Here is a 26,746-nt window from a genome sequence, read left to right as displayed (position 1 = left end):
GCGGGAAGATGTCCACCACTTCTGTGCTGCACCCGCTCCTCCACTCCGTGGATTCGCCGGGCGCGGGGGACGCCAGGGTGCGGGCGGCGTCGACGAGCGCTGTCGGCTCCGCGTGCATAGCAACGCGGCCAGTAGGCCTCAGACGGCCGCTTTTGGACTGCTTTGGGCGGCGATGTGGCGCACGCTGGAGGCATGGCCGACCACGCGCCTGTGATCGTTCACCCGTTGTCGCCGGACGGCGGCAGGCGGGTGACGATCCGTGGCGAGGCCGTGGGCAGTGCGTACACCTTGTTCGATCTGCTGGAGTTTCTGCGCCGTGCGGAGCTTCCCGAGGTGGACACTGCGATCGATGATCCGGACTTGGTCGAGTGGCGGGGTGGCGGGCCCGAGGTATGGATCGAGTCGCCGCCCTGAGCTCAGTACTGGCCGGAGGCCTTGAGGTCTGCGCTCACTTGGGCACGCTTCTGGGGGCAGTGCGACTCAACTGCCAGGAGCAACAGCTTGTTTGCATATCTGGCCTCGTGGTCCCTCAGTCCATCCCGGCGCGGTACAGCGCGCCGTCCAGGACGAATTCGACGCTGTCGTCCTCTCGCAGTGCCTGGCACCACAGTGACGGGTACATTGTCAATTCGTAGTCGCTCGGCCTCTTGTCGTTCCAGCTTGGCAGGTTCGTCGTGGCGACCGAGGCGAGGAATACCTCGTCCGGACTCGACACGGTTGAAGTCGGTTCGGCCTCGGGGTTGGTGTCATTCCCGTCGGTGGTGCCGCAGCTGACGAGTACCAGCGGAAACGTCGCGATTCTCCTCCACACCAGCTGCCTGTTCCGGCTGAATCCCCTGGGGGAGAGAGCGGTGGCCGCCGCGGGGGATTGCGGCAGCCTGGCTGGGTGACACTCGTCGGAGTCTGGCCGCAGCCCCGGCTGCGGCTCCAGCCCGTGGGGCAGGTCAGTGGGCCCAGCTGCGCAATTGTCCGGCTACCTCGCGCAGGGTGAGGGTGCCGTTTCGAAGGTCTGTGACCAGTTGGGTCATGCCGGCGACGGGTGGTTTGACGGGCTCGCCGGACTCGCGCAGGTAGCGGATGGCGAGAGCGCTGCCGACAAGACCGTTGTAGTCGGTCAGGGGCGTGGTAGCCACGAACATCTGCAGCAGGACCGCGGCGCGGACTGGGGTTTCGACGTAGAAGGGTTCGCCTGCGTGGAGCTCGTAGGCGTGCCGGTAGACGGCGGCGGCGAGGGCGCCCCAGTCGTCGATGCCGACTTCGCGCCCGGTGTTCTCCTCGAACTGCTGGAGGGATTCCTCGATCCAGCGGGCATCCACTTGGAGGATCAACGCTTACCCGCCTCGTAGGTCTCCTCGAACTCGCCGAGCAGGTCGGTCATGTCATCGACCAGTCCGGACACGAAGGCGTCGCGCTGCGGGTCGACCTCGCTCTCGACGATGCCGGAGACGTAGGCCTGGATGGTGACGCCGCGGCGCTTGGCCCGCGCGGTGAGGAGTTCGTGTGTGCGGGCCCCGACCCGGACGTTCAACTGCTTCTTCTCGGTCTCCATACGCGCAGCCTAGCAATTGCTAGCTGCCGCCGGGAAGGGGCGCTGCGCGCGGGTCATTGCCCGGCCGTCCGAGGCCGGACCTTGCGCATCTTGTGGCTGTAGGCCCCAGCCGCCTCCTCGCTCGCTGAACCCGTCGATCACCGGCGTCTTTCATTCCTCTGACGCGGGCGCGCGCGGTGACAGCGTCGGTCGTCTGAGCGCGCCGATCCTGCTGGCCAGTTCCCGGTCTCCGGCTTTGCGGGCTGCGGCCGCGTGCTGGTTGCGGGCGTCGATGAAGTCCTCGGGTGGCAGCCCGTACAGCTCGTCCGTGATGTCTCCAGATCCACGGCTAACCCAGCGCCGTTCACTCCGATAGGGATGAGTTTGCACCCTTTACCCGGGTAATTTCCTGGTATGAGTCTTGGTCCTCCGGTGGAGCCGATGCTGGCCCGCGCGGTGCCGCGTCTCCCGGGGCCCGCCGCCCTGCCGGGCGGCGCCGTGTTCGAGCCGAAGTACGACGGCTTCCGGCTCCTGGTGTTCGCCGGCACTGATGGCACGGTGTTCCTGCAGTCCCGCAACGGGCGTGACCTCACCGCAGCCTTCCCGGAGATCGCCGAGGCCGCCGCGGCACTGGGCGAAGACGTGATCATCGACGGTGAGGCCGTGATCTACACCGGTGGTCGGCTGGACTTCGCGGCGCTCCAGCGGCGGATGAACCGTCGGCCGCGAACCGTCGCACTGCTGGCCCGGGAGCAGCCGGCGCACCTGGTCGCGTTCGACCTGCTGCAGCACGCCGGTACCGAGCTGCTCACCTGGTCCTACACCGAGCGCCGCGCTTCTCTCGAATCACTGTTCCAAGGCCACAGTCTTCAGGCTCCGTGGGCGCTCACCCCCTCGACGACCGATCGCGCCCTGGCCGAGGAGTGGATGACCGAGTGGACCGCGGTCGGGGTGGAAGGCCTGGTCATCAAGGGTCTCGACCAGACCTATCAGCCCGGTCGGCGCGGGTGGCTGAAGTACCGCACCCGCAACACCGCTGAAGCGGTCATCGGCGCGGTGACCGGCAGCCTCGCCCGACCGGAGACAGTCCTGCTCGGCCGCTACACCACCGCCGGACACTTCCTTCTGACGGCCCGCAGCACACCCCTTGCACCGCGGCTCAGGGCAGAGCTCGGCGGCGGTCTCCTCACCCCGGCGGGCGCCGATCACCCCTGGCACGGCGTGCACTTCACCTCACACTGGGGAAGCCACGAACCGCTCGCTTTCACCCCCGTCGCGCCCCAGCTCGTGGCCGAATTCCACGGAGACATGGCCGTCGACCGTGGCCGCTGGCGACACCCCGTCAACGTTCACCGGCTCCGCATCGACCTCACCCCCGACGACGTCCCGCCCTACGGCACCGAAGGGTCCTCGACTGATCCGGGCGGGCGGCAACCTGCAGGGCAATGAGTCCGGCTGCTTCAACGCCGCCCGGGGGTGGTTCCCCGTGCGTGTGGACTCCCGTGCGCCACGGTCGCCGTCGGGGGTATCACGCGTTACCCTTCTCGAACAGGAGTTCGAAGTCGCTTTTCAGTGCATTACGCACGAAAATGGATGGATGGGGGCGTGGTGTTCGGAGGCGTGGCATGGCGGGTTTTACCCATGTGCATGTCGCGTCCGGCTACTCCGCCCGGTACGGCGCTTCCCATCCCGAGGACCTGGTGCAGCGGGCGGCGGAGCGTGGCATGGGCGCGCTGGCGCTGACCGACCGGGACACCGTCACCGGCGCGGTGCGGTTCGCGAAGGCGGCGATGGAGCACGGTATCCGCCCGGTCTTCGGCATCGACCTGGCCGTCGCCCCCCTGGCTGCAGTCCGTGCGCAGCGCCGCCGTGCCCCGGTGCGCGGCGGTGCCCACGTGCTGGAGCGGCCTCTGCGCGTCGTGTTGCTCGCCGAGAACAAGGCCGGGTGGGCGCGGCTGTGCCGCCTGACCTCCGCCGCGCATCAGCAGCCGCACGGCCAGCCGCCCGTCGTGTCGTGGGAGGCGCTGGGTGAGCACGGGTGCGATGGATTGATCGCGCTGCTCGGGCCGGTCTCCGAACCGGTCCGTGCCCTGTCCGCGGGCCGTCCGGACATTGCCGAGCAGATGCTCGCCGCTTGGCGTGAGATTTTCGGCGATCGGCTGCGGCTGGAGGCGGTGTGGCACCGCCTGTCCGGTACCGGCCCCGGCTCGCTGCGCCTGGCTGCCCGCACCCTCCAGCTCGCCGATCAGGTGCACATTCCCGCTGTGCTGACCAATGCCGCCCGGTACGCCGATCCTGGCCAGCACCGGCTTGCCGATGTCCTGGACGCGGCCCGGTTGCTGCGCCCGATCGACCGGCGCCGGCTCGATTCGGGGGAGCGCTGGCTCAAGGACCCGGCCGCGATGGCCGACGGCGCCTCCCGGATTGCCGAAGCCGCGGGTTATGGGGAGCAGCGGGCCCGCCGTCTGCTCGCCGACACTGAAGCGACGGCCGCACGGTGCGTGCTCGATCCGGTCGCGGACCTGGGGCTGGGCACCCCCCACTTCCCCGAACCGGAGGTTGTCGGCGCTGGTGGGGGAGCAGGGGAGGCATCCCGGCTGCTACGTGAGCGGTGTGAGGCCGGCATGGTCCGCCGTGGCCTCGACCGTGACACCGCGGCCGTGCAGCGCCTGGAAGAGGAGTTGGCCGTCATCGGCCAGCTCAGGTATGACACCTATTTCCTGACCGTGGCTCAAGTCGTCGCCGATGTGCGGGAGATGGGCATCCGCGTCGCAGCCCGCGGCTCCGGCGCCGGCAGCATGGTCAACCACGCGCTGATGATCGCCACCGCGAACCCGCTGGACCATCGGCTGCTGTTCGAGCGGTTCCTGTCGGTGCGCCGGGCCTCACTGCCGGACATCGACATCGATGTGGAGTCCGCCCGCCGTCTCGACGTCTACGACAAGATCATCGACCGGTTCGGGCTGGAAAGGGTCGCGGTCACCGGCATGCCGGAGACCTACCGGGCCCGGCACGCACTGCGCGACACCGGCCTCGCTCTTGGCATCGCGCCAGTCGACGTCGACCGGATCGCCAAATCGTTTCCCCACATCCGCGCCTGCGACATCCGCGCCGCCCTCGCCGAACTGCCCGAGCTGAAGCAACTGGCCGCCGAGGCGGACCGTTTTGGGCTGCTGTTCGAGCTCGCGGAAGGCCTCGACAAGCTGCCGCGCGGGATCGCCATGCACCCGTGCGGGGTGATCCTGACCGACGCGACGCTGCTGGACCGGCTCCCGGTCCAGCCCACCCCCGGCGGCTATCCGATGGTCCAGGCCGACAAGGAAGACGTCGAAGACCTCGGCCTGATCAAGCTCGACGTGCTCGGCGTGCGGATGCAGTCCGCAATGGCCCACGCCACCGCCGAGATCGAGCGCACCACCGGTCGGCACATCGACCTGGATGACCCGCAGCAGGTGCCGCTCGACGACTACTTCGCGTTCAAAATGATCCAGGCCTCCGACACCCTCGGCCTCTTCCAGCTCGAATCACCGGGCCAGATGGACCTGCTCAGCCGACTGCAGCCCCGCAACACACAAGACGTCATCGCCGACATCTCGCTGTTCCGTCCGGGCCCGGTCGCCGGCGGCATGCCCGAGCAGTTCATCGCCGCCCGCCACGGCAAAGCCCCCACCTATCCGCACCCCGACCTCGAACCGGTGCTGTCCGATACCTACGGGGTCGTCATCTGGCACGAGCAGATCATCGACATCATCGCCACACTGACCGGCTGCGACCGGGCGCTGGCGGAGACCGCCCGCCGCGCGCTCGGCGACGAAGAGCGCATGCCCAAGCTGCAGGCCTGGTTCCACCACGCTGCCGACGCCCGCGGATACGCGCCCCAGGTCCTCACCCACGTGTGGGAGATTTTCGAGGCGTTCGGCTCCTACGGCTTCTGCCGCGCGCACGCCGTCGCGTTCGCCGTCCCCGCCCTCCAGTCAGCCTGGCTCAAAGCCCACCACCCGGCCGCCCTGTATGCCGGACTCCTCGAGCACGACCCGGGGATGTGGCCCAAGCGCGTCATCGTCGCCGACGCCCGACGGCACAACGTCGCCGTACTGCCCGTCGACATCAACCACTCCCGCCCCCAGCACGTCATCGAACAGACCCCCGACGGCACCTGGGGCGTGCGCCTGGCCCTGTCCGGGGTGCGCGGCATCAGCGACGACGAGACAGCCCGCATCGCCGCCGGCCAGCCCTACACCTCCCTGTCCGACCTGTGGCAGCGCGGCCGCCCCAACCGGCCCACCGCCGAACGCCTCGCCAGCATCGGCGCCCTCGACCTGCTGCGCGGCAACCTCAGCCGCCGCGACCTCCTGCTGCAGATCGCCGAACTCCACCGCCAGTACCGCGGCCGCCCGCTGGGCGATGGACAGCTCCCTCTCCACACCCACGACCACGAAACAGCCGGGCACAGCGCGGGCCTGCCGGAGATGACCAGCCGCGAAGCCCTCGCCGCGGAACTGCAGGTCCTGGGCATCGACGTGTCGAGACACCTGATGGACCACCACCATCAGCTGCTGCGCGAGCTCGGCGCGACCGACGCAGCCCACCTCCCCGCCCTTCACTCGGGCCAGCAGGCCCTGGTCGCCGGCGTCCGCGCCTCCACGCAGACCCCGCCCATCCGGTCCGGGAAGCGGGTCATCTTCGTCACCCTCGAAGACGGCTCCGGCATGGTCGACCTCGCCTTCTTCGAAGACAGCCACGACGCCTGCGCGCATACGATCTTCCACTCCGGGCTGTTGCTGGTGCGCGGCACGATCCAGCGCCGCGGCAGCCGTAACACCATCACCGGCTCCATGGTGTGGGACCTAGACGAACTGGCCGCAGCCCGCCGCGACCACGGCCCCGAAGCCGTACGCCGCCTCCTGGGCCCCGACGCCACACCCACCCCAGTCAGGCAGCCGGCCAGGACCGAAGCCGAGACACCGCAGCGCACCATCACGCAGCCGACCGGCGCGTCCCTGCACCCCTGGGCCGACCTCCAGCCCGCCGGGCAGCGCTCCGCCGACCTCAAGGCCCTCGGCTACACCAGCCCCGGAAGCGCCGGGTGATCGGCATGCGGCAGATCCTGCTATTGGATTATGTGGAATAGCGGAGGGTTCACCGAGTCAAACGGCTCCGGCGAGCGTTGCTGTCGAACCCACACAGTCCTAGAAACACCGAAACTTGACCGACCCAGACCAGCAGCTTCGCGATGTCTGGGGTACGTCCCAGTGGGTACCACCTAAGATGCGTCGGCACGGGGGGTGCCTTGGAATACCCATACTTCTTTCTCAGTTACGCCAGGCTCGATGACCGTACGGCGTACGTCCGCAAGTTCTACGAAGACCTGCTGGATGTGCTGGAGCTGCCGGGGACCGGTTCGCGGCGGCAGCCGGCGTTCCGGGACTCGGAGAGTCTGCATCTGGGGGCCGACTGGCTGCGCGGGCTGAGCCGTGCCGTGGGTTCCTGCAGGACGCTGGTAGCCCTCTATTCGCCCGCATACTTCCGCAGTGAGTACTGCGGCAAGGAGTGGAGCGCCTTCGCCGATCGGGTATCGCGCTACCAGGAAGAGACCGATGTCGAGCCGCACGCGCTCGTACCCGTGATCTGGGAGCCGGTGTCCGCGCGGCTGCTGCCGCAGGAGGTGAAAGCGGTCCAGTACGCGGAGTCGGCCATGGGGCGGACGTATCTCGAGCACGGGCTGTTGCACCTGATGCGGTCAGACCCCAAAAGCGACGAGTACTGGCAGGTGGTGAGGTCGATCGCCAAGCGAGTCCGGTTCGCCGCGGACCACTTCGCCCTGCCCTCCATGCGCAATAGCTTCGATCTCTCGGCCGTCAAGGGCTGTTTTCCGGTTACCCTTGCCCAGGCCAGCTCCGGTCACGTCCGGATCTTCGTCGCCGCCGGCACGATCGACCGCCTGCCGCCTGGGCGTTCGCGCAATTATTACGGCGAGCAGCCCTGGTTATGGAATCCTTACAGCCCTCCCGCGATCCCCACGGCGGCCCATCGCGCCCAGAAGGTAGTCATCGCCGAAGGCCACCTCACCAGCCTGGAAGTGGTGGACACCCAGCTGACGCGCAAGCTCAATCAGGCGATGCGGCTCAACCAGGTCAGCATCCTGCTCGTGGACGCATGGTCCGCGCGCATCCATCCGTACCGCAAGCCACTCGGCACGTATGACAAGCAGTACCATCCCACCACCGCCGTTCTGATCCCCTGTCACGATTCGGACGATGAATCGGGCCCGGACAACGCGGCGCTCTGGGAGGATCTCAAGCAGCTCTTCACCCGCAACTGGCTGCGCAGGAACAACCCGCACGACCCCGTCTTCTGGATACGTGTCAGCCAGCGCGAGTTCGACGACCTGGTGGCCAGGATCGTGACCGTCACCCAGAACCGCATCGCCGAGAACGGCCACGTCCGCCGCCTGCCACCCGGGGGCCCGCCGCCGCCGATGCCCTGTCTATGAACCGCCGAGGCGCGAGGAAGGTACAGATGACTCCGAGTTCTGACGGCCGAGGCTCGGTCGTCACGTTCTACTCGTTCAAGGGCGGGGTCGGCCGGACCATGGCGGTGGCCAACGTGGCCTGGATCATGGCGAGTCGGGGGCTGCGGGTGCTCGCGGTGGACTGGGACCTGGAGGCCCCCGGTCTCCAGAGTTACTTCCACCCCCTGCTCACCGATCCCGAACTGCGCGACACCGACGGACTCATCAACATGCTCCGCGCCTACCAGGAAGCGGTCCTGCTGCCGGGACAGGAGTCACCCCCGCAGGACGATTCGTGGTTCCAGAACACAGTGAGCCTCGACCCCTATGTCGTGGGGCTCGGCCTGCACTTCGAGGAAGGTGGCCGACTCGACTTCCTGCCCGCAGGCCGGCAGAACGCGGTGTACTCGGACGCCGTCACCAGCTTCAACTGGCACCACTTCTACGAGCGGCTGGGCGGCGGGATCTTCCTCCAGTCGTTACGTGAAGAGATGATCAGGCGTTACGACTACGTCCTGGTGGACAGCCGCACGGGAGTCAGCGACAGTTCGGGCATCTGCACTGTGCTGCTGCCGGACGTCGTGGTCATGTGCTTCGCCCTCAACGCGCAGAACATCCGGGGCGCGGTGGATGTGGCCCGATCGGTGGACCGCAGCGAGATCCGGCCGATCCGGCTGATGCCGGTACCCATGCGCGTCGAGGACGCAGAGCGGGAACGGCTCAACGTCGGCCGCCACCACGCGCGAGAGGCATTCGCCCCCTACCTGGGATGGGTCCCCGAGGACCTCAAGGAGCGGTACTGGGGCGATGTGGAGATCCCGTACAAGGCGTACTACGCCTACGAGGAGATTCCGGCGACTGTCGGGGACGGGCCGCATCAGACAGGCACCGTCCTCAGGGCCAGTGAGCGGCTGACCAAGTGGATCACCCAGGGCGCTGTGAGCGGCCAGCAGCCGTTGCCGTCCGACGAACGGCAACGGCTGCTCAACGCCTACCTCCGCAAGAGCCGTGTCGTGGCGGACTGTCTCTTCATCAGTTATGCGCCCCACGAGCGGATCTGGGCCGAATGGGCGGCTGCCCACCTCCAGGAGGCGGGGTTCAATGTCTCCCTGCAGAGTGCCGCCCGGCCCGCCGAGGACGATCTGACACCGTCCGAAGCTGTGCGCGCCCAGGCGGGGGAGGGCCGCATCGTCGCTCTTCTCTCCGGCGACTACTCCCGCCGGCCGCGCGCCGGAGCCATCTTCTGGGCCACCGCAGTGCGGGAGACGGATTCGAATTCGGCGCTCGTGTCGGTGCGGGTGCGGGCCGGTGACGGACCGTTCGCCGCCCCCTTCGACGTACTCCCCGTACTGAACCTCGCCGGCCTCACGGCGGAAGATGCTGCCTTGGCCTTGATCACAGCTGTCGGCCCGGCTCCGGCCGCCCGGGCCGGCGCCCCGAATCCACAGTCGCACGTCTCAGCCGCGGGCCTGCCCCGCTTCCCGGGCTCGGCGCCCGACGTGGAGGACCTTCCGTCCAGGAACGGCGGCTTCACCGGCCGCGACCTCCTCCTGGAGGATTTGCGCGACCGATTCACCCAGTCCGGCGGAACTCCGCAGAAGCAGGTACTCGTCGGTCTCGGCGGAGTGGGCAAGACCCAGGTGGCGCTGGAGTACGCGCACCGCTACCGGGAGTCCTACGAGGTGGTGTGGTGGATCGACGCGGCCGAGCCCAGCGTGATCGCGGCCGAACTCGCCGGGCTCGCACCCGAACTCGGCATCGAGCACGGCGACACGGCCAGCACTGCCCGGTCGGTCCTGAGGGCGTTGCGCCGCGGCAGTCCGCACCGCAATTGGCTGCTGGTGTTCGACAGCGCGGGGCCGCCGGAGACGACGAACGACTGGCTGCCCTCGGCCTCCTTCCCAGGTGGGCATGTACTCATCACCTCCCGCGACCGGACCTGGGCGAAGCACGGCAACCTCGTCGAGGTTGACGTCTTCACGCGCGAGGAGAGCGTGGAGCTGCTGCGTCGTACCAATCCCGCGCTCTCGCCCGAGGACGCCGCCGCTGTCGCCCACGAGCTCGGGGACCTGCCGCTCGCGGTGGGCCAGGCCGCAGTCTGGCTTCGCGCGAGTGCCATGCCCGTCGACCACTATTTGGACCTGCTGCGTACCCACATGACCGAAATTCTGGAGCGGACCCGGCCCAACGACCAGCCTCACTCGGTCGCCGCGGCCAGTTGGCTGCTCTCGATGGGACAGATGCGGGGCCACAGTCCGGCTGCCGCGGACTTGTTGGAGATCTGTTCGTTCTTCGGTTCCGACCCCATTCCCATGGACCTGCTCTACAGCACCGCGGTGAAGGACGCCCTCTCTCTGGCGCCCGCCGAACCGCGGGACGCCCTGACCATCAGCCGTATCTTCCGCGACATCAACCGGTTCGGCCTCGCGAAGGCGGACCAGGGCGAGGGCACCGTGACCGTGCACCGGCTGGTCCAGGCCGAGATCCGCGAGTCCCTGCCCCAGGAACGCCGCCTGAAGCTGCGGGCCGTGGTGCATGCCGCACTGGCCGACTGCGATCCCAAACATCCGGCCGCCCCCGACAACTGGCCCCGCTACGACCGGCTGTTACCGCATCTGTGGCCCAGCCGGGCCGAGCGCAGCTCCGTCCGCGAGGTACGGCAGTGGATCATCAACTCCGTCCGGTGCTTGTGGCGGCGCAGTCTTTTCACTGCCGCCCGGGACACCGCGAAGCGCGTTCTGGACGAGTGGACGACCCGGTTCGACGACGACGACGTCCAGGTCCTCAACCTGCGGACTCAGCTAAGCAACGCCCTTCGCTCCCAGGGCGACTTCCAGGGTGCATACCTCACCGACCTTGACGTCCACACCCGGTTCGTCCGGACCCTCGGCGAGGAGCACCCGCACACCCTGGTCGCCGCCGCGAACCTGGGGGCCGATCTCAACGCCCTCGGCCAGTACCGCGAGGCACGTGACCTGGACCGGAAGACTCTGCGTGCCAGCAAGCGGGTGTGGGGCAGCGACTACCTGCGCACCACCATGCACGCCAGCAACCTCGGCGTCTCCGAGTACCTGTGCGGTGACCGGCGGGCCGCACTGGAGATTCACAAGAAGCTGTACGAGGACCGGATCGCGGACAAGGGCCGCGACGACATCTACACCCTGAACGCAGGCGCCAACTACGCCCGCGATCTGAGGGAGACGGGCGACATCGACTCCGCCCTCGAGATCCTCCAGGAGACGTGCCGTATCCTGTGGCAGCGGGTCGGCCGGCTCAATGTGCAGACCCTGGCCGCCCAGCGCAATCACGCGGTGGCGCTGCGCCGGGCGGGCCGTTACGAGGAGGCACGGGAGCTCGTCGAGGCGGTGCATCGCATCTGTGCGGAGAACCTGGGACGCGACCATCCAGACACCCTGGCAGCACTCATCGACCTGGCGAGCGTACGCGCGGCACTCGGCGACATCGACGCCGCCCTCGAGCACTCGCTGCGGGCACTGGCCCGCCAGCGCGAGACGCTCGGCGACGAACACCCGTACACCCTCAGCAGCGCCAACAACCTCTCCATCTATCTCAGGCTCAGCGGTCGGCACGCGGAAGCCCGCGAACTGTCCGGCCAGACCTCACAGGCCCTGCGTCGGGTCCTCGGTCCCACCCATCCGTACGCCTTCGGCGGCATGCTCAATCATGCCAGCGACCTGGTCGCGGCAGGGGAACTCGAGGAAGCGATCGCGCTGGAGCGAGAGGCGCTGAGGGGCCTTCGGGCGTCTCTGGGCCCGGACCACTACGACACCATCGGCGTGTGCTCCAACCTCGCCTTGGATCTGCGGGCGTCCGGCGAAGCGCAGGAGGCGGAGCAACTCCACCAGGAAGCCCTGGAACTCGCCCGGCGCACGCTGGGTTCTGGTCATCCCACTTACCTGGCCGTGGAGGGCTGGCAGCGGCTCGACTCCGACATCGAACCGCCATTCACGTGATCAACACCGCGACCCGCGTCTTAGCGCGCGTCCGGAGCCGTGTTATGTATCCTCCGTCTGCGTCCCCGCCCGGGGCAAGTCGGCAGCAGATCAAGGGAGTAGGGGTGCCGAACCCGACAGACCCGCCTCCAGCGGTTGATCGCGTCGTGCCCCCGACGGGCCTGGTGGCTCTGAGCGGCGCGGACGTCGACCGGCTGGCCGGTGGGAGCACTGCCCTCGCCCATGTACTGCGCCGCGTCGCCCTGGAAGCGGCCATGCCGAGCACCGAACCCAGCGCGCCGTTCGAGTCCGCGATCCAGTGACGGTTCGATGAATGACGGTCCGATGAATGACGGTGCGGTGCCGGGCGGTGCGACGACGGATCGTGCCGTTCCGTTTCGCCAGTTCCTACTCAAGATCCACAGCCGCTGCAATCTCGACTGCGACTACTGCTACGTCTACCACTCGGCCGACCAGAGCTGGAGTCGCAAGCCCCAGCGGATGGAACCGGCCACGGTCGACCGCCTGGGGGACCGGATCGCCGAGCACGCCCGCGCCCATAACCTTCCCGACGTACGGATCATCCTGCACGGCGGAGAGCCACTGCTCGTCGGACCACGACGTCTCGAGGCGACGCTCCGCACCCTTAGCAACAGGCTGGCCGCGGAAGTCCCGCCGCGGTTCTCGGTGCAGACCAACGGCGTTCTGTTGGACGCGGAGATGCTGGACGTGTTGCTGCGCCACGATGTGCGGGTATGCGTGAGTCTGGACGGCGGCCGCCAGGCCCACGACCGGCACCGGCGGTTCGCCGACGGCAGGGGCAGCCACGATCACGTGACCAGGGCGCTGCGGTCGCTGACGACCTCGGGGCGCGAGCATTTGTTCGCGGGCCTTCTGTGCACGGTCGACCTGGACAATGACCCCGTGGAGACCTACGAGGCGCTGTTGTCCATGGCCCCGCCGCGGCTGGACATGCTGTTGCCGCACGGCACCTGGGACGCGCCTCCGCCCGGCCTGGAACACCGCATCATTCCGCCGACGCGGCCACCCGGACCGTCCGGACGGGCTGGGCTGCCGGGGCCGACGCGTGACGTCGGTGGCACTCCGTACGCCGACTGGCTGTGCCAGGTCTTCGACCGCTGGTTCGGCGCTCCCGAGCGTGAGACAGGCATCCGGCTCTTTGAGGAGCTGATGACCGGGATCCTCGGCGGCACGGTCCGCAGCGAGTCGGTGGGTCTCGCCCCAGTGGACCTCGTGGTGGTTGAGACGGACGGCTCGATCGAGCAGTCGGACTCGCTGAAGGCGTCCTATTCGGGTGCCCCGGAGACCGGCCTTGACATCTTCCAGCACTCCTTCGACCAGGCCCTGGAGGGTCACGAGTTCCGCGCCCGGCAAACCGGCCTTACCGCGCTGAGTGACACCTGCGGGAAATGCCGTCTGGCCCAGGTCTGCGGAGGGGGCCTGTACGCTCACCGCTTCAGCTCCCTGAACAGGTTCACCAACCCGTCCGTGTACTGCTACGACTTGGCCGTCCTAATCGATCACATCCGCTCCCGAATCGAGGACGACCTCGCACGCAGCCACTTCGTTGAGAGTTTTCCAACCTCACGTTGAGGCACGGTGAAGCGCGAGACGTCGGTGATGGGGTTCCGGCCTGCCGTGTGGACGATGTCCTCAGGGCCTGGGGTCCTCCCATGCGAGGGGTCAGCATTCTTCTTCGAGCGCACGGCGTTGTCTTGCTCGCGGCGAACGCGTCTTTCCGGACAGCCAGCTGCGGATGTGCCGGTCAGTCACTATGCCGGGTCGGCCGGTGAACTCTTCAATCCGCCGGTTGAGGGCATCAGCGAGTTCCTGCTGCCTCAGGCCTGCCGCTGACATTCGGGCCCACGTTCCCCGCCATGAGCCCACGGTAGCGGTGACGATGACGTCCAAGTAGGTAAAAGTTTCCGGTTGTTGGCGTCGAGGTTGGCCTGCGAGTTTCCTGGGCTGCCTTTCGTCAGAGCGGTTGGCTAGTGGCAGGCCCTCGCGCCGCCCCCTTCGAGCCTTCGTCCGGGCGTCCGCAAGCGGTGCGTCCGGAAGGGATTGTGATGACGACGAATCGCCTCCACCAACTGGCTGCTGTGCCTCTCCCGCCCGTGATCCGGGAGCGGCCGAAGAGACATGCATTGGCGCGCGGCTCGGTAGGACTCGCCCGCAAACACGCACATCGCCGGCAACGGGGTCCGGAACGCTCATGATCGTTCCTGCGCCCCGCCCCAGACCTGCTATTGCAGCACGCCATCAGATCGCGCTCGGCCTCGTGTCTCAAGTCAGCGAGGTGCGACGGATGCGCCACGAAGTTGCCAAGGTCCTTCCGAGCTGGAATAGGGCACCGTGGAGACCGCGGTCCTCGTAGTCAGCGAACTGGTGACCAACGCCGTCCAGCACGCGCCCAGTGCTCCGATCGAGTTGATCGCCACTCACGGAGACGGCCTGCTGTTGCTCGAAATCCGCGACGGATCCGGTGAACCACCCGTACTGGATCCGGAACTCGACGAGGAGGATGAAGGCTGCCGAGGGCTTCGGCTCGTCCAGGCCATGTCCAGCGACTGGGGACGGAGCCCTCTCGGGGACACGGCGAAGTGCACCTGGGCCGCGCTGCCCGTCGGCAATGCGGATTGCCAGTCTTGATCACACAAGACTCCGCGTCCGCTGGACGAGGAGGTACCGCTCACGGGTTTCCCCCGACCCACCGGCGGGCGCGGACCCGATTCACCACCGCGAGATGAGGACTCGATGAACGCGCTGCCGCGCCGGCCCGACTTGGCCGAGGAACTGCTCGTACGTCGAAAGCACGAGCAGGTTGCTCGCACCCAGCCGGTCAGCCCGCGTCAGGCTCGAAAGGCGGGCTCGTGGACAGGGCCAACACCGAGGCGCTCCGGCGGATCGTCGCAGAGCACGGCTGGCCCGGGCACACCCTGGTCGGTGTTGAAGCGGCAGACGCGGCATGGCTGCTGGCCCAGCACGCCGACCACGACCTCGCCTTCCAGTGGGAGTGCCAAGCAATGCTCGACCGCGCTGTCGACATCAAGGCAGTCGTGCAGACGCCATGGCGCGCTGAAGAGGTGGTCCACGACGATGTTGTTGCCCGCCGCAGCCATGCCGGCGACCGCGCGATGGAACCCCATCCAGGTGTGCCTGAGTGTTTCCCTGTTTCGCGAGCTCCTGGACATCCGATCATGATGCACGTTCAGAGTTCAGCCGTCCTGGGTGTCCCTTCAGAGCCGGGTCCGGCCAGGACGAGTGGGCTGTCAAACTCGGCGTCAACGAACTCCGACGCCCTCTGGGTGGGGCCAATCGACTCGTTCACGCCGCACCGCGAAGATCGCCACCCGGGGCCAAGAAACTCGATCCCGCGGGGCCAACAGACTCGTTCGAAGCCGATGGCTCGCGGGCTGCCTGTATGCCCGTCTGGCGAGGCATGGTGATGTCAAGGATTGCGAGGCCGCGCATTGGCGATGGCGTCGGCGCCTCGGCGGCCTCGGCAACGACGGCGAGGTCGGCTTGGTTCTCCAGGATGAGTCGCACCTGCTGCGTGGCAGTTTGCCCCCGATCCTTGGACGGACTTGCTCAGCGGTTACAGGATGTTCCACATCAAGGAGGTGTCCTCCTGGTGCAATCCTTCGATACGGCGCTCCACCTCGTTGCGGGTGTGGGGTGCCTGGGCGATCTTCCGGGCATTCGTGCTGACCATGCGCAGCTCGCGTAGATCCCGGATCACGGCGAAGCCCGGCCAGGTGGTGATGTCGAAGCCGTAGGAGTCAACGAACGGCTGGTACTGCCCGACCCCGTGCCGCAACCGCCGGCAGTGGATTTCGATGGTGGCGAGATCCCATTCACGACGGCCGCGCGTCACGGTGTCCCAGTCGCACAGAACGGCCCGGGGGCGAGCGTGGAGCGCGTTGCGGTGCTGCGGGTCTCCCTGGATCACAGTTTCCGGGAAAAGGAAGTCGACCTCGTCAAGCTCCTTGGCCAATCGTTCAAGCCGCTCGCTGAGGAATGTCCGGGATGCCGCTGGCAGCACGTGGGCGGCTGCGATTGACCGGCCGATGGCCGTAACTGTGCCGTGTTCGGGGAGCTGCATGGGCGGAGCTGGCAGGTTGTGCAGCGTATGAAGGGGCTCCGCGAGCTGTTGAGCAGTCACCGGGTAGTCGGGCTGCGGAAGGTACGTCCAGAAGGTAGCGCAATGGCCGTCCACGATGGCGGGCTGCGGCACGGCGTGAAGGGGCGAGGTGGGGAAGCCGAGGTCCACCAGCCACTGGACGAACCGTACCGTCCGCTCAACGTCCGCGTAACGGGAGCCACGGCGGGCGATCTTGACCACCACTGGGTCGTGGCGGAGGCGGACAACGGCGTTGGTGTGCCCGCGGAGGACCTCAGCTCCTTCGCTGTCCAGGCCGACGGCCTCGCAGGCCTGCTGGAGAACGTGACGCATTTCCGTCTCGCTGTATCCGCCGTAGGTTGGCGCTGGTGCTGTCATGGGGCCAAGGCTGACTGATGGGAGGTCGGACTGTCATATCGTTCCCCGAGGCAGCTCCAACAGTTGGCGGCCAGTCCGGTGCAGGCGCGAGGCAGACCGTGCGCTGTCGGATTCCCCGCCCCTTCCGATAGTTAATGATCACGGGCAGGATCTGGTTCATGAAGGTCTTGGTGATGGGTGGGACGTGGTTCTTGGGCAGGCACATCGCGGAGGGGGCCATCGCCCGAGGCTGGGAGGTCACTACCTTCAACCGCGGCCGCTCAGGGGTGGATGTACCCGGCGTTGTCCCCGTGCACGGAGATCGCACAGTGGTCGCCGACGTCCAGCGGCTTGCAGGTCACGGCCCTTGGGATGCCGTGATTGACACTTCCAGCTCTGACCTCGCGCCCCGGGATGTGCGGCTGACCGCCTCGGCGTTGCGGGAGGTGGCGGGACGCTGGGTGCATATCTCGACGGTCTCGGTCTACGCGGGCTGGCCTCACCAGCGTCTGACGGACGATTCTGACCTGCTCGACTGCCCCGCGGACGCTGACGAGACGTACGGATACACCGGTGAGGACGGCAGTCCGACAACCTACGGCTTTCAGAAGGCTGGCGGTGAGCGGGCGGTGGCGGAGGCGTTCGGCGCGCGTGCGGTCTTTCTACGGCCGGGCGTGATTTTGGGGCCGGGCGAGTATGTCGGGCGGCTGCCGTGGTGGCTGCGCCGTGTGCTGCGGGGGGATAGGTTCCTCGCGCCGGTCCCGGCGAGCCGTCTTATCCAGCCGGTCGATGTGCGCGATGTGGCCGCTTTCGCGCTGGATCAGGCGGCATGCACGGATGGTGGTGGCTACAACGTGACGCATCCCGAGGGCATTTCGTTCGAAGCTTTTTTGCGTGCGTGCTGCATGGTGACGGACGCGGTTGCGGTTCCGGTGTGGGTGGAGCCGCAGGTGCTGCTTGAGCATGGTGTCCGGCAGTGGACGGAGCTGCCGCTGTGGCGTACGCAGGAGGGGGTGTGGGCGGTGGACTCGAGTCGGGCGGTGGCGGCGGGTCTTCGGTGCCGGCCCATTGGGGAGACCATCCGGGATACGTGGGAGTGGCTGGCGTCCGAAGGGCGTCCCGTGCCTCATCCGAGGTGGGCTGAACACGGGATCGCCCCGGACAAGGAGGCGAGGATCCTCGCCTCCTTGTGATCAGCTTTCGAGGGCCAGCAGGCCTTGGGTGCCCAGTTGCATCTGTGCGGACGAGCGCACGAACTCCTCGATGCGTTCGCCGAGCTCTGCGGCGAGAGGCGAGCCGTGGAGCTGGGGGTGGGCCAGCATGCGGCGAAGCCGGTCGACGCGGGCGATCAGACCTGTCACGCGTTGATCGCAGGGGACGTTCCATAACGTTTCCAGCGCTGCTTGGGCGCCGTCGAGGTCGTCGCGCATCAGGCGGGCCATGGCCAGGTCGGTGGCCGCACCGCCAAGGACGGGAGCCTTGAGCTGTGCTGGCGGCTTGCCGGCCAGCAGCCTCAATGCGCGACCGGCCGCGTTCTCGGCCTGTTGTCCGTCGCGGATCAGCAGCGCGGTCGAGCTGTTGGACATGGCCAGGCGCTCGGCGGTGAATCCGAACTCGCCCCCCACGCCATCGTGGAGATCGTCCTGGCCGTTTTGGCTCTCTTCTTCCGACAGCTGGATGGCTCGTCGGGCAGATGTCACATCGCCGAGGTGCCCGTGGGCCCGGGCCTCAATGGCGCGCAGGCGGCGCGTGGCGACCTGTCCCAGACCGCTGTAGGTCAGTGCGCGGCGGGCCAGGGATGCGGCCTGCGAGGGCTGACCGGTGAAGTAGGCGATGTAGGCGAGGCTGCCCTCTGCGTGAGCCCGCAGGGGGTCGAACCGTGCGCTCTCTCCGTACAGCGCCGCTGTGCGGGCCAGGCGCTTCGCGCCGTCCAGCGACCCAAGGTCGAACGCCGCGGCGGCCAGGAGTCCAGACGCTTCACCCGCCAGGATGAGCAACGCCTGCTGCTGGATTGGGATCTGCGTGCGATCCCGGGCCCGCTCGGCCTCGCCCCGTAGTTGGCGGGCCCGCCGCCACACCTCATAGGCAGACAGTGTGTGGTACTTCCTGGCCAGACTGACTACATCATCGCGGAGTTGGTCAAGAGTCGTGTCGGAGATGGCGGCAGCGGCAGTAGCGCCGGCGTCGTCCTGAGCTTCACGTGCGGTCATGTCGATCTCGGCTTCCAGGTTGAACGTGGCAACGTCGGGATCGGCGATCACGGGCGGCGGTGCGAACAAGTCCGCGGCTGCGACACCGAATAAGGCCTCTAGCACACGGCAGGTATCCGGACCCGGGAGGCCCTTGAGCTTTCCGGCGGTCCAGCGCCGGAAAGCGGTCTCGCTCACGGTGGGGTTGCCCGCGCCGCTCGCGATGACCCTTTCAGCTGCCTTGAGGAACTGCCGCTCGAACTCGCTGTAACGCCACCGATGCTGATCGACCAGGACCTTGAGGAGCGTCCTCGGCTGCTGACCCATTCACGTCCCCCCAGTTCCCTGACAGTCGGACGCGCCGACCCCATAGGCGGATCCCTTCCGTTGAAAGGGATACCGACGTCTTCCACACGCGCAACGTGGCGAGCACAGACGCCACTTCAACGGTATCCGCGCGCTACTTCTGTCGCTGGAAAGAGGCCCAGGAGCCACCCCTCAGGGCATGGCGAAGCCACCCCCGCCGGGAGGAACCTGCTCGTCGTCTCTCTAAGAGGACTGGACTTATCCGCACAGCGAGGGGAGCCCCCGTTGCAACCTCAGATCGCACGGCAAACGACGGCCTTCTCGGAGCTCGTCCTGCACTGCCCGCCGGATGAGGTGACCCGGATGGCCCTGACCCCAACGCCCCCATCGGCGCGCCAGAGCCAGCGGTTACGCGATCTGAGCGTGGGCGCGCTGGAGCCCACGGGAGGGTTCACGGTCGTGGTGTACGCCCTTACGACCTATGACCACGTTCCGACGAACACCCTGAATCACGTGCGCGCCTACGCATCCAGCCAGGGGTGGCGGGTGCATCGCGAGTCGCTGTGGGACGGCTCAGGCCTGCCCCATCCGCTGGAGCGAACGTCCTGGCAGCGGGCCCTGGAGCTGGTGGCCGGCGGGTTCGTGCAAGGGATTGTCACCCTCACTCGATCCGCCGTCAGCACGAGTGACGGCGAGTACGAGGAGAGCCTGGACCTCCTGGCCACGTATCGGTCATTCCTCGCCCATGTGCCCTGCGACTGGACACCGATCGCGTCCACGGCCGTACGCGCCGTGGAGGACTGCGATGTCTGACCCCCGCCCTGCCGATGCCCCGCCGGCGATCGAGGAGCGTGGTGAACCACCTCGCCGCGAACCGCAGAAGGCTTGGAACGAGGAGAAGGGAAAGCTGCCGATCCCCGATGTCGGCACGCCGCTGTCCCCGGTGAATCTGTTCCGCGTCCCGGCGTCGCGTGCGCCCAGGGCTCGGGTCGACCTGAGGCGGCTGCACCGGATCGGGACAGCGGACGGCCACGCCGAGGGGTCCGGGACATGAGGCTCACCGACGTACGCGGCGGGCCATTTGGTCTCGTGGTGAATCGCCCGCAGTGGGGGTGGCGCCCTTGAACGCGGTACGGAGCACGAGAAAGCGGCTGCCGCGGTTGCGGTTCGCCCTCAAACACCCGATCAGGACGCTGTGCCGCAACCACCGCAAATCCGTGGACTTCATCGGCTTCGGGTTGCTGCAGCTCACGTTGATCGGAGCGTTCGTCGTCGCCGTCCTGGGCTGGCTCGCCCGCCTGTACGTCTCGCATGTCCCCTGAAACCGGTCATCTCCGCGCAGTTGAACCCCCGACGTTGCGCGGAGATGACCTCCCAACGAACTCGGCAGTGAGCACCCCACCAGACCATCCCGCGCCCACATGCGGCCGCCGAACTCGTAGCAGCGATGAAAGGCCCCCACTCATGCATGCCACATCCGTAAGTTCTCCGGCGGATCCGGAGGCCGGAGCAGCCGTCCTGAGGCGGCCGACGGCAGTCCCGTGGATGGTCGCATGGACCGGAGAGGCCCCCATCGGAGCAGAGGTCGTCATCCGCCCCGGCCCGCGGAGCGGGATCGGCTACATGGACGAGCTCCCAGCAGACCGCGGCGACCACGATGTTCTGATCCACCGTTGCCGTCGTCCGGCCCGCCCCGGAGAGCGCGGCAGGCCGTTGCTCGGAACCGTTCACACCTCCCGGCAGCGGCGCGCCATGAGGAAACTGCTGTGTCACATCCACAGCGGCCCGGCGGACCGAACCGACCGAGGTGTGCTGTGGCTCCTGGATGACTCAGGTGAGGATCGTGGACCTGACTGGCCAGAGCGGGAGATCACCCTCCACCCGCCGGTGCGCCTTAGCTGCGCAGCGGAGGCCGTGGAGCAGTCCCCGCAGTTGGGGAAGGCCTTTACGGCGGTCCGGGTTCGTGAACCGCGTACCCATGGCGTGCACGGACGGCAGTACGCCCCCGATCACTCCAAGCCCGGATCCCCGTTCCCCATCCTGGCGAAAGAGTCGGTCGCCGTGGCGTACGAGGACCCGCTGCTTCCATGGGTCCAGGCCGCCCAATTGGCGCGCTACCTGGTCGGCTGCACCATCGTCGACCTGAACGCGGAGCTTGCTGCCGGAGGCATCCGATGAAGGCTCCCGCAGCCTGCCCAACTCTGGCCGCCTACACCGAGACCATGCCCTGCCGGCCGGAGAGCGCCCGCAAGGCCAGGGTCCTGATTGCCCGGGCGCTGTCCGCGTGGGACCTGGACGGCCTCACCGACAGCGCCAAGCTCGTCGTCTCCGAACTCGTCGGGAATGCGGCCCGGCACACCCGATGCCACAGCATCCGCGTCACCATCAGCCGACTCGATACGGACTGCGTCCGTATCGCGGTCATCGACAAGTCCGCGAAGAAGGCCGTACCCCGCGTCGCCCCGGCTGGCGGCGAAGGCGGCCGCGGCCTGGCCGTCGTGGCCCGGCTTTCCGAGGACACCGGCACCGACCCGTTCAGCTGGGGCAAGCGCGTATGGGCCCAACTGCGCCTGCCCAATTCAAACGTCCCGTCCTGACCCAGGGCGGGCAACCGGTACGGCGAGCACAAGCGGCCGGACCGCACCAGAACCTCCCGCCGATCTTGCGAGGAGTACCGAGAGATGAGAGATACGGAGAAATCCCATGGAAGAGTCCAAGTCCGAACTAGCCGCCCAGGCCGGACCCGCCTCAGCGAAGGCAGTCCGCACCGCCCATGTCGCTCAGATCGTCGACCGCTCCAGCGTCGTCCGCATCGAGGACGTGGAGGACGAGGGCCCCTGACGCGGCCCGCGGAACTGATTCCGCACTTCCGCCCGGCGCGGTGACAACGACGTTGTGACGGCCGTTGCCCGCACCGGCACCGGCACCGGCACCGGCACCGGCACCGGCACCGGCACCGGCACCGGCACCGGCACCGGCACCGGCACACGGAAGTGCCCTGACACCTGCGGATGCCGAAGGTCGGCCCGAGTAGGACGACGGGCACTTCTGCCCGTTGGCCCCAACATGCTCAGGAGCGGTAGCCAATGATTCACGTGTACGTCGGGCCGACCCTTGCCCCCGATGAGCCGCTGCTCAGCGCGCTGACGGTCCGCGTGCTGCCTCCGGTGCGGCACGGTGACCTCTTCGACCACGCGATTGCCGACCACGACACCGTGGTCATCATCGACGGGTTGTACCACCAGGTGCCGGCGCTGAGGCACAAGGAGATCCTGGCCGTCATGAGCCGGGGAGTCCGAGTCATCGGCGCGGCGAGCATCGGCGCGCTGCGGGCGGCCGAACTGCATGGGTTCGGCATGGTCGGTGTGGGGCAGATCTTCCACGCCTACGTCGTCGGCGACATCGACGGCGATGACGAAGTGGCGGTCGGTCAGGAGCCGGGCGGCGAGCAGCGGGCGCTGACCTGGCCGCTGGTGAACCTGCGCCACGTCCTCCGCATCGCCGAACAGCACGGCGTCGTGACCAGCGGCACTGCGGCCCGGCTGCTGGAGGAGCTCCGCGCGGTCTACTACCCGCAGCGTTCGACCGCCGCGGTGCTGGCCGTCTGCCGCCAATGCGGAGCAGGGGCAGTGGGGGCTTGGCTCGAAGAACAGCGCTCTGTGGACCCGCACTTCGGAGACCTCAAGCGATGTGACGCGGTGCAAGCCCTCCTGGTCGCGCTGGACGGCCGGTCGCAGCGGCCCGGAGAGGCAGAGACCTGCTGGGACACCAGCTACTTCAGGAGATGGGCCAACCACTTCGCGACGGAGTTGGTCGACGGACGGACGCTGGCGACGTCGCACCGTGTGTCGTACCAGGCGCTGTTCGACGGGCAGTTTCCAAGGGTGTGGGAGGCCCACCTCAACCATCTCTCGCATTGCACCGACGATGGCCGCCGGGGGATGCCATTGGCTGAGCGGATGGCCCGCCTGACTGGCGAGCAGCCCAGCCCGCTTCCGGCTCACGCGGTCTTCCGGCTACGGGCCGACCTGCGCGATGCGGACACCGTGGCGCGGCTGCTGGCCCGCGAGACGGCCGCCGACCGCGCGGCGATCACCCGGTACGAAACGTGCAACGAACAGGCACGACGGTCCGTCCCCGGTTTTGTCCCGGAGGCCGTCAAGGACACCGTGACCCGCTCCACCCTCCTCGATCTGTGGCGGGTGGCCCCGGACCGGGTCGACGACGAGGCAGCGGCCCGCGGCTTCCACAGCAGCGCGCACGCAATCGAGGAGATGAAGCAGTTCATGGTGGGATTCCTCCACGACCAGGAACAGGCCGCGGCCGCAAGCGAGTTCGCCAATGCTCAGTGACCGGGTGCTGCTCGACGGCACCGTGCGGACCCGCACCCCGGAAGACACCTGGGCATCCCTCGCTCCCGCACTGCCGCACTACGGCATCACACGGGTGGCGTCGCTGACCGGGCTGGACTACCTCGGCCTGCCCGTGCATACGGCGATCCGGCCCCCCTCCCAGACGCTGGTTGCCTCCCAGGGCAAGGGTGCAACCGCCCTGCTGGCCAAGATCTCCGCTGTTATGGAGTCCATCGAGCTGTGGCACGCCGAACAGCCCCGAACGCCCGCACTATGCGTGCCGGCCCACGACGTCGCGCTGTCCTACCCTCTCGCGGCGCTCCCGATGAAACCCACATGGCACCAGGCGCTGGAGCAAGTCCCTCTGGAATGGACGATGGGTACCGGGGTGAACAGCGGCGCCACCATTCCCGTGCCGCTCGGCCTCCTGTGCCGCTCGGCGCACCGGGACCTGTGGCAGCCGGACATCTTCCGCGCGACCAGCACCGGACTGGCCTGCGGCAACACACGCGACGAGGCGATGCTGCACGGCTTGTACGAGGTCATCGAACGCGACGCCCTGTTCGCCGACGACGCCAGCGGCGGAGCGCGGCGCACGCTGGTCGACCCGCAGTCGGTCGAAGACCCCTACTGCCGCCTGCTCGTGGACCGGCTGATAAGCGCAGGCGCCCTCCTGGAACTCGCGGTCGTGGACAACACGTACGGCATCCCGACGTGCCTGACCTACCTGTGGACCGAGGACTACCCGCTCCACTTCGCCGGCTCCGGGTGCCACACGGATCCGCACATCGCGCTCGCCCGTGCCATCACCGAGGCGGCGCAGTCCCGCCTGACGTGCATCGCCGGCACGAGAGACGACCTCCTCTCCCGCGAGGACGTCTTCGACGCGTTGCCATCCCGCCCACCGGCCACGGACAACCTGCACCCCTGGGATGCTCTCACCGGCGGGTATGCGCCGTGGCGCGGCAGCTTCGCTGACCAGGTCGCAACAGTCGCCGAACAGATCGAGCAGGTCACCCGGCACGAGCCGGTCTGCCTCGATCTGTCGGCCCCCTCCGAGCCCCTGGCAGCGGTGAAGGTCATCTGCCCGGGAACGCGGTCACGGATCAGGCGGTCAATCCCCCGATGAACCATCAGTCACCCGTGAGCGCACCGGTCTTGTCACCCGCCGAGCAGCGACTCCAGAAGGGCTTCGACGCCTGGCACGCCGCGCGGGCATCGACTGATCTCGTCTCCAGCCTCTACGCCGAGGCAATGGGCGACGCGCACCCGTCCGAGGTCGGCGCGTTCAGCTCGTGCGACTGGACAGTCCTCGGCACCCTCGTCGGCCGACTGCACATGCGGCCCGGTCAGGTCCTCGTCGACATAGGCTGCGGAACCGGCGGCGTGGGCCTGTGGCTCTCACGTGCCCTCGCCGTGCGCCTGGTCGGCATTGACATCTCCTCAACGGCCGTCGCCGCCGCGGCCACACGCCGCTCCCACTTCGTCACCCCCGACCAGGCGACCTTCCGCGTCGGCACGCTGAAGGCGAGCGGGCTGCGCGACGGCGCCGCACACGGGGTGGTTTGCGTGGACGCGCTCGGCTTCGCCCCCGACCGGGCGGCGGCCCTCCGCGAGATCCACCGCATCCTGCAGCCGGGGGCCCGCGCCGTCCTCACCCGCGCCCTCTCCCGTGCAGCCGACCCGGCCGCCGAGGCCGCTGCAGCCGGATTCCACGTCGAGCACATCGACGAACGCCCCGACGAACCCGCGATGTGGCGCCGCCTGTACCGGCTGTGGATCGCCCACGAAACCGACCTGCGCCGTGAACTGGGCGAGCTCCAGACTCTATCCATGCTGAGCGAGGCGGCCAGAATGCTTCCCCGGCTCGCCGAGCGCCGCGCCATCGTGCTCACCCTGCGGCGTCCCGCCCCCGCACGCCCAGCCGATAAAGTCCACCCGACGTCCGGCGCTGAGGGAGAAACGGGATGAAGATTGCAGTCCTCTCGGCAGGCAGCTGGGGCACAGCGTTCGCAGCGGTCCTCGCCGACGCCGGCACCGATGTGATGCTCCACGGCCGCCGCCCCGAGATCGTCGATGCGATCAACACCCGCCATGAAAACCCCGTCTACCTGCCCGGCATCATCCTGCCGACGCCGCTGAGGGCCACGACCAATGTCGCGCAGGCCCTCGCGGGGGCAGACTTCCTGGTGGTCTCGATCCCGGCGCAGTCGCTGCGCGACAACCTCACGCAGTGGGCGCCACTCATCGAGCCGCAGACCGTTGTCGTCAGCCTGATGAAAGGCATCGAGACAAGCACAGGACTGCGGATGAGCGAGGTCATCACCCACGTGACCGGTGTGCCCGAAGAGCGCGTCGCCGTGCTCTCCGGCCCGAACCTCGCTAGAGAAATCGCAGCCCGCCAGCCCGCAGCATCCGTCATCGCTTGCCGCGACGAGACCACGTCCAAAACCCTGCAAGAAGCCTGCCTGACCCCGTACTTCCGCCCCTACACCAACCGCGACGTGGTCGGCTGCGAACTCGGGGGCGCAGTCAAGAACGTCATCGCACTCGCCGTCGGACTGGCAGCCGGGATGGGACTGGGCGACAACGCCCGCGCCCTGCTGATCACAAGAGGCCTGGCCGAGACCGCCCGGCTCGGTGCGGTGCTGGGAGCCGATCCGCTGACGTTCTCCGGACTGGCCGGAGTCGGCGACCTCATCGCCACCTGCACCTCGCCGCTCTCTCGCAACCGCACCTTCGGCGAACACCTCGGCCAGGGCATGACCGTAGCCGAAGCAACAACCGCGACCAGCCAGACAGCAGAAGGCGTCAAGTCGTCCATGTCGATCCTGCACCTCGCACACCGACACGGGGTGGAGATGCCCATTACCGAAGTCGTCGTCGCCGTCATCCGAGGCACGATCACCGTCGCCGAGGCAGCCGCCATGCTGATGACGCGCACCCCCAAGCCGGAACGCTACGGCGCCTGACGGACGGAACTCGTCTGCTCAACCGCCTGGCACACGTCGTTGCTGACGCTTCGGCCGCCCCGTGGGAGCACGGCGTGGTCACCCACCTGACGAAACGAGGGGAGGGAGAAGCCCTTCGCGCTGGTTGTGCACATCCGAAAGTCAGTGAACGGAGCATTGTGCAGTCGGGGAGTGGTTCGAGCATTGCGATGGAAGTAGCGTGCCCGCGTGGTCCGACAGCGTTCGCCAATTCTTGAGACGGAATGCCACAAGCCGTTTTGGCGCGCGGCGCTTGGCTTCGTTCACGCGGGGCTCGCGCCAGGCGAGAGAGAAAGGTGTCGGCGCGGAGGGGCGGGGAGCAAGTGCAGCTGACACGCACGCACCGCATACTCATCGGGCTCGTCGTCACGGGCGCGGTCATCATCGCCGCGATCGGTTTCGCGGGTTCGTACGCCGCC

23 protein-coding genes and 1 pseudogene are annotated in these 26,746 nt (G+C 68.1%); 19 read left to right on the top strand and 5 right to left on the bottom strand.

Annotated elements, in window-relative coordinates:
- Positions 1–192 precede the first annotated feature (192 nt).
- A complete protein-coding gene (locus tag ABZS64_RS30945) occupies positions 193–414 on the top strand; it encodes a hypothetical protein (RefSeq protein WP_355836900.1) in 222 nt (73 codons plus the stop codon).
- A gap of 530 nt (positions 415–944) precedes the next feature.
- Here ABZS64_RS30945 and ABZS64_RS30940 read toward each other — a convergent pair.
- On the bottom strand, positions 945–1,328 hold the full coding sequence (locus ABZS64_RS30940; RefSeq protein WP_355836898.1) for a hypothetical protein: 384 nt from the start codon (positions 1,326–1,328) through the stop codon (positions 945–947).
- A complete protein-coding gene (locus ABZS64_RS30935; protein WP_355836896.1) occupies positions 1,325–1,549 on the bottom strand; it encodes a hypothetical protein in 225 nt (74 codons plus the stop codon). The genes ABZS64_RS30940 and ABZS64_RS30935 overlap by 4 nt, the downstream gene beginning before the upstream one ends.
- A 393-nt stretch (positions 1,550–1,942) precedes the next feature.
- Here ABZS64_RS30935 and ABZS64_RS30930 point away from each other — a divergent pair, with 393 nt between their 5' ends.
- From ABZS64_RS30930 to ABZS64_RS30900, 7 genes are all read left to right on the top strand, one after another.
- On the top strand, positions 1,943–2,977 hold the full coding sequence (locus tag ABZS64_RS30930; RefSeq protein ID WP_355836894.1) for an ATP-dependent DNA ligase: 1,035 nt from the start codon (positions 1,943–1,945) through the stop codon (positions 2,975–2,977).
- A gap of 176 nt (positions 2,978–3,153) precedes the next feature.
- The gene (locus ABZS64_RS30925; protein ID WP_355836892.1) at positions 3,154–6,618 is read left to right on the top strand and encodes a DNA polymerase III subunit alpha; all 3,465 of its coding nucleotides are present in this window, start codon (positions 3,154–3,156) and stop codon (positions 6,616–6,618) included.
- A 143-nt stretch (positions 6,619–6,761) separates the two neighbouring features.
- Positions 6,762–8,021: a TIR-like protein FxsC gene (locus ABZS64_RS30920; RefSeq protein ID WP_355836890.1), complete on the top strand. Its 1,260-nt coding sequence runs from the start codon at positions 6,762–6,764 to the stop codon at positions 8,019–8,021.
- A 26-nt stretch (positions 8,022–8,047) separates the two neighbouring features.
- On the top strand, positions 8,048–12,013 hold the full coding sequence (gene fxsT, locus ABZS64_RS30915; RefSeq protein WP_355836888.1) for an FxSxx-COOH system tetratricopeptide repeat protein: 3,966 nt from the start codon (positions 8,048–8,050) through the stop codon (positions 12,011–12,013).
- Between the two features lie 146 nt (positions 12,014–12,159).
- Positions 12,160–12,315 carry a hypothetical protein gene (locus ABZS64_RS30910; RefSeq protein WP_355836886.1) on the top strand — a complete coding sequence of 52 codons (156 nt, stop codon included), beginning with the start codon at positions 12,160–12,162 and terminating at the stop codon, positions 12,313–12,315.
- Between the two features lie 22 nt (positions 12,316–12,337).
- Complete coding sequence (locus ABZS64_RS30905; RefSeq protein ID WP_355836884.1) at positions 12,338–13,606, top strand: radical SAM protein; 1,269 nt, start codon at positions 12,338–12,340, stop codon at positions 13,604–13,606.
- A 759-nt stretch (positions 13,607–14,365) separates the two neighbouring features.
- A complete protein-coding gene (locus tag ABZS64_RS30900) occupies positions 14,366–14,662 on the top strand; it encodes an ATP-binding protein (protein ID WP_355836882.1) in 297 nt (98 codons plus the stop codon).
- A 392-nt stretch (positions 14,663–15,054) separates the two neighbouring features.
- Here the strand turns inward: ABZS64_RS30900 and ABZS64_RS30895 are convergent.
- Positions 15,055–15,174 (bottom strand): annotated as a pseudogene (locus tag ABZS64_RS30895) (chloramphenicol phosphotransferase); the annotation flags it as partial.
- Positions 15,175–15,608: 434 nt separating this feature from the next.
- Entirely contained in the window at positions 15,609–16,511 is a 903-nt protein-coding gene (locus ABZS64_RS30890; protein WP_355836880.1) for a phosphotransferase, read from the bottom strand.
- A 158-nt stretch (positions 16,512–16,669) separates the two neighbouring features.
- Here ABZS64_RS30890 and ABZS64_RS30885 point away from each other — a divergent pair, with 158 nt between their 5' ends.
- Entirely contained in the window at positions 16,670–17,683 is a 1,014-nt protein-coding gene (locus ABZS64_RS30885; RefSeq protein WP_355836878.1) for an NAD-dependent epimerase/dehydratase family protein, read from the top strand.
- On the opposite strand, the gene ABZS64_RS30880 is transcribed toward ABZS64_RS30885, so the two are convergent.
- A complete protein-coding gene (locus tag ABZS64_RS30880) occupies positions 17,684–19,006 on the bottom strand; it encodes a DNA-binding protein (protein ID WP_355836876.1) in 1,323 nt (440 codons plus the stop codon).
- Positions 19,007–19,348: 342 nt separating this feature from the next.
- Here ABZS64_RS30880 and ABZS64_RS30875 point away from each other — a divergent pair, with 342 nt between their 5' ends.
- The 10 genes from ABZS64_RS30875 (at position 19,349) to ABZS64_RS30830 (ending at position 26,309) form a co-directional block, all read left to right on the top strand.
- Positions 19,349–19,798, top strand: a complete 450-nt coding sequence (locus ABZS64_RS30875; protein ID WP_355836874.1) for a hypothetical protein — start codon at positions 19,349–19,351, stop codon at positions 19,796–19,798.
- Positions 19,791–20,039 (top strand): hypothetical protein, encoded by a 249-nt coding sequence (locus ABZS64_RS30870; protein ID WP_355836872.1) that lies wholly within the window; start codon positions 19,791–19,793, stop codon positions 20,037–20,039. The genes ABZS64_RS30875 and ABZS64_RS30870 overlap by 8 nt, the downstream gene beginning before the upstream one ends.
- A gap of 67 nt (positions 20,040–20,106) precedes the next feature.
- Complete coding sequence (locus ABZS64_RS30865) at positions 20,107–20,307, top strand: hypothetical protein (RefSeq protein ID WP_355836870.1); 201 nt, start codon at positions 20,107–20,109, stop codon at positions 20,305–20,307.
- A gap of 661 nt (positions 20,308–20,968) precedes the next feature.
- Complete coding sequence (locus ABZS64_RS30860) at positions 20,969–21,163, top strand: hypothetical protein (RefSeq protein WP_355836868.1); 195 nt, start codon at positions 20,969–20,971, stop codon at positions 21,161–21,163.
- Entirely contained in the window at positions 21,160–21,582 is a 423-nt protein-coding gene (locus tag ABZS64_RS30855; RefSeq protein WP_355836866.1) for an ATP-binding protein, read from the top strand. The genes ABZS64_RS30860 and ABZS64_RS30855 overlap by 4 nt, the downstream gene beginning before the upstream one ends.
- A gap of 106 nt (positions 21,583–21,688) precedes the next feature.
- Positions 21,689–21,826 (top strand): hypothetical protein, encoded by a 138-nt coding sequence (locus ABZS64_RS30850; protein ID WP_355836864.1) that lies wholly within the window; start codon positions 21,689–21,691, stop codon positions 21,824–21,826.
- A gap of 245 nt (positions 21,827–22,071) precedes the next feature.
- On the top strand, positions 22,072–23,337 hold the full coding sequence (locus ABZS64_RS30845; RefSeq protein WP_355836862.1) for a TfuA-like protein: 1,266 nt from the start codon (positions 22,072–22,074) through the stop codon (positions 23,335–23,337).
- Positions 23,327–24,466 (top strand): YcaO-like family protein, encoded by a 1,140-nt coding sequence (locus ABZS64_RS30840; RefSeq protein WP_355836860.1) that lies wholly within the window; start codon positions 23,327–23,329, stop codon positions 24,464–24,466. Before ABZS64_RS30845 ends, ABZS64_RS30840 begins: the two co-directional genes overlap by 11 nt.
- 14 nt (positions 24,467–24,480) lie before the next feature.
- Positions 24,481–25,308 (top strand): methyltransferase domain-containing protein, encoded by an 828-nt coding sequence (locus ABZS64_RS30835; protein WP_355836858.1) that lies wholly within the window; start codon positions 24,481–24,483, stop codon positions 25,306–25,308.
- A complete protein-coding gene (locus tag ABZS64_RS30830) occupies positions 25,305–26,309 on the top strand; it encodes an NAD(P)H-dependent glycerol-3-phosphate dehydrogenase (RefSeq protein WP_355836856.1) in 1,005 nt (334 codons plus the stop codon). The genes ABZS64_RS30835 and ABZS64_RS30830 overlap by 4 nt, the downstream gene beginning before the upstream one ends.
- The last annotated feature ends 437 nt before the right edge of the window (positions 26,310–26,746 follow it).

It is taken from the genome of Streptomyces sp. NPDC005408 (assembly GCF_040606445.1).
Lineage (GTDB): Bacteria > Actinomycetota > Actinomycetes > Streptomycetales > Streptomycetaceae > Streptomyces.
This window is presented reverse-complemented; position numbering and strand designations above follow the sequence as displayed.